Genomic DNA, 2,927 nt, shown 5'->3' with positions numbered 1-2,927 from the left:
CCTGTCATGAAAATGACAAGTCCTATTCCGGCAAGCATCATGGCTCCGGATAAATTGGAGACCACCATTGGAACTATGAAATTCTTTGATGGGGTTCCTGATGAAGCATCGGTTAATAAGGTTTATGATTATCTCGATCGCTCCCGTGCTGTGGAATCTTTCCTTAACTGCATTCCGGCCATGTCGATGTATTCAATTCGCGAAGGGATGAAAGAATTTGGTATCGATGCATACAATAAGATAGTGATATATGATGGCCTATTGGACTCTAAGGCGCTGTGGTTAACGGCAAATACATCAACCATGTATGCCATGGGCTGGTTAGATTTAAAGGACGGTCCATTAGTTATAGATCTTCCTCCTCGTATGCTTGGTATATTAGACGACATGGCCTTCCTTTATATGACAGATTTAGGTATGGCAGGTCCGGATCAAGGGAAAGGTGGTCGATTTCTGGTATTACCTCCAAATTACCAAGGTGCTGTGCCAAAGGCAGGCTTTCATGTAGTGCAATCAAAAACTTATGGAGCATGGTTGTTTATGCGTGGCTACCTGGATAAGGGTATTGAAGCAGCTTCAAAGAATATCAGAGAAAATCTGAAAGTGTATCCGCTTGCTAAAATGGATAATCCAGCAAAAATGGAATTCATCAATGGCACGGGTAAAGAGATTCAAACCGTTCTTCCGAATGATTTTTCTTTTTACCAAAATGTTCATGCTATTCTTCAGGAAGAACCAGCAGGTTTTCTTGGTGCTGAGATTACCGGTCAGTTGGCAGCCATTAACATCGAGAAGGGCAAACCCTTCCCAACAGACAAAAGAATGACGGATATTCTGGTAGATGCAGCGGCTATAGCTAATACAGCCTCACGTGCCATAAGTTTCAAGCCACGTAATCCAGGTCTCTATACCTATGGCAAAAACAGTGGTTGGTGTCAACCAATTATTGGGGGTAGTACTGTTTATATGGATACGGGGGGTGCTCGTGTTCTCGATGGCCGTGTGTTTTATCATTTCGGCTATATATGTGTGTCTCCTGCCATGTCGAGCAAATCGGCTGGAAAAGGATCTGACTATTCAATGGGTATGGTTGATTCCAAGGGTGAGGCACTGGATGGCTCCAAAACCTATAAACTGAATCTACCTGCGAATATTCCGGTCAAAGATTTCTGGGCTTTAACTATGTATGATACTCAAACCCGTTGTCAATTGCAGACTGACCAGCAGTTCCCTACTTTGGATAGTTATAAGGAAGGAATGAAAACGAATGCTGATGGTTCTATCGACGTGTATTTCTCTCCAAAACCACCTAAAGGGCAAGAAAGTAATTGGTTACAGACTATTCCGGGCAAATCCTGGTTCGTGGCATTACGAATGTATGGTCCACTGCAATCATGGTTAGATCAAACCTGGCGACCTAGTGAGATTGAGTTGATGAATTAATTAAATAAAACAGGAGTGACTCGATTGTTCAGTCACTCCTGTTTAAAAAGGGTATGTTTTGGAATGTGTTACTCGGATCAATAACAAGAGAAAAGAATAATCATTTAGTAGAAACCAAGTATGGAAAATGAAACATTAATCCCGAAGGCGAGTACGTCTTCTGTTTTTTACAGCTTTGCCTCCATAGCATTGGTCATTGCAGGATTGCTTTTTTTTGAAGGGATTTTAAAACCTTTGGTTATTGCTGTTCTGATATGGTTCATTATCAACAAGATAAAGCTATCCATAGAGGCCATAAAAATAAAAGGAAAATCATTTCCCCCTTTTGTGAGCAGTACACTAGCTATACTTATTGTGATATTGATTTCGCTATTGATTTCTGAATTGTTGATTCGAAATTTGGAAGCAATAGCAGCTACAATGCCTGTTTATATGGCAAAATTGAACGAATCGTTTGGTGACTTAAGTGCGTTATTAAACAATCCAAAATATGCGGATTATATCCATAAGTGGTTGGATGGCGTTGATTTTGCGGGAATTGCAAAAACCTTTATTGGTTCAATCTCTAGCTTTCTGGGTAATTTTGTAGTGGTACTTGTTTATGTCATCTTTTTCATTCTGGAAAACAGTACCCAAAAGCTCAAAATCGAGAAATTATTCCCTGTAAAAGGGAAGGTATACAAAAAATTCATGAACAATATGGCGCAGATCAGCGCATCTGTTCAATCATTTCTTTGGCAGAAAACCCTGATCAGTTTGCTAACTGCAGGCGTGGACTATGTCATTCTCTTACTTATGGGTGTTGAATATGCTTTTCTGTGGTCTTTCTTGATATTTTTATTGAGTTTTATCCCTTATATCGGGGCCTTATTTGGGTCGCTTATACCTGCCATATTTGCGTTTTTGGTCACTGGAGACATTATGAAATTGGTATATGTATTTGCGGCATTGGAAACCGTAGAGATTCTACTTGGCAATTTTGTTGAACCCAAAATCATGGGCAAGGGTACAAATTTGGGCCCTGTGACCGTAATCGTCGCACTTGCTTTTTGGGGGATGATATGGGGCATCGTAGGGATGATACTTGCGGTACCAATTATGGCCGTATTGGTAATTGCCCTAAGTCAGATACCGTCAACACGCTATTTGGCCATCATATTTTCAGAGAAAGGAAACATTCCTGAAATTGAATAAATAATAAATAAAAAAAAGAACGGTTGTGAAGCCATTCATAATAATTAAAATAAATAAAATAAAAAAACAATGAAAAATTTACTTTTAAGAATACTCGTTTGCGGCATAATTTGCTGTTCTCAATTTGTAATGGCACAAGATACTTCGGAAGAACAACCTCAAGAAAGTGCCGCCGAACAAGCCAAAAAATTGGCAAACCCAATTGCCAGTTTGATCAGTATGCCCCTTCAAAACAACACCGATTTTGGGATAGGACCTAATAATGGCTCAAAAAACACACTAAATGTTCA

2 protein-coding genes and 1 pseudogene are annotated in these 2,927 nt (G+C 39.7%); all 3 read left to right on the top strand.

Translation table 11 applies throughout. The features are described from left to right. The coding region (locus Q0X66_RS15630) for a DUF1254 domain-containing protein (RefSeq protein WP_297708013.1) at nt 1-1,443 on the top strand (1,443 nt) is incomplete at its 5' end. Nucleotides 1,444-1,563: 120 nt separating this feature from the next. Beyond that, the gene (locus tag Q0X66_RS15625) at nt 1,564-2,637 is read left to right on the top strand and encodes an AI-2E family transporter (protein WP_297708011.1); all 1,074 of its coding nucleotides are present in this window, start codon (nt 1,564-1,566) and stop codon (nt 2,635-2,637) included. A 69-nt stretch (nt 2,638-2,706) separates the two neighbouring features. Beyond that, nucleotides 2,707-2,927: pseudogene (locus Q0X66_RS15620) on the top strand (hypothetical protein); the annotation flags it as partial.

Source organism: uncultured Eudoraea sp. (assembly GCF_947260015.1).
GTDB lineage: Bacteria > Bacteroidota > Bacteroidia > Flavobacteriales > Flavobacteriaceae > Eudoraea.
The sequence above is the reverse complement of the archived record's forward strand: the minus strand, read 5'-3'. Positions and strand labels throughout refer to the sequence as shown.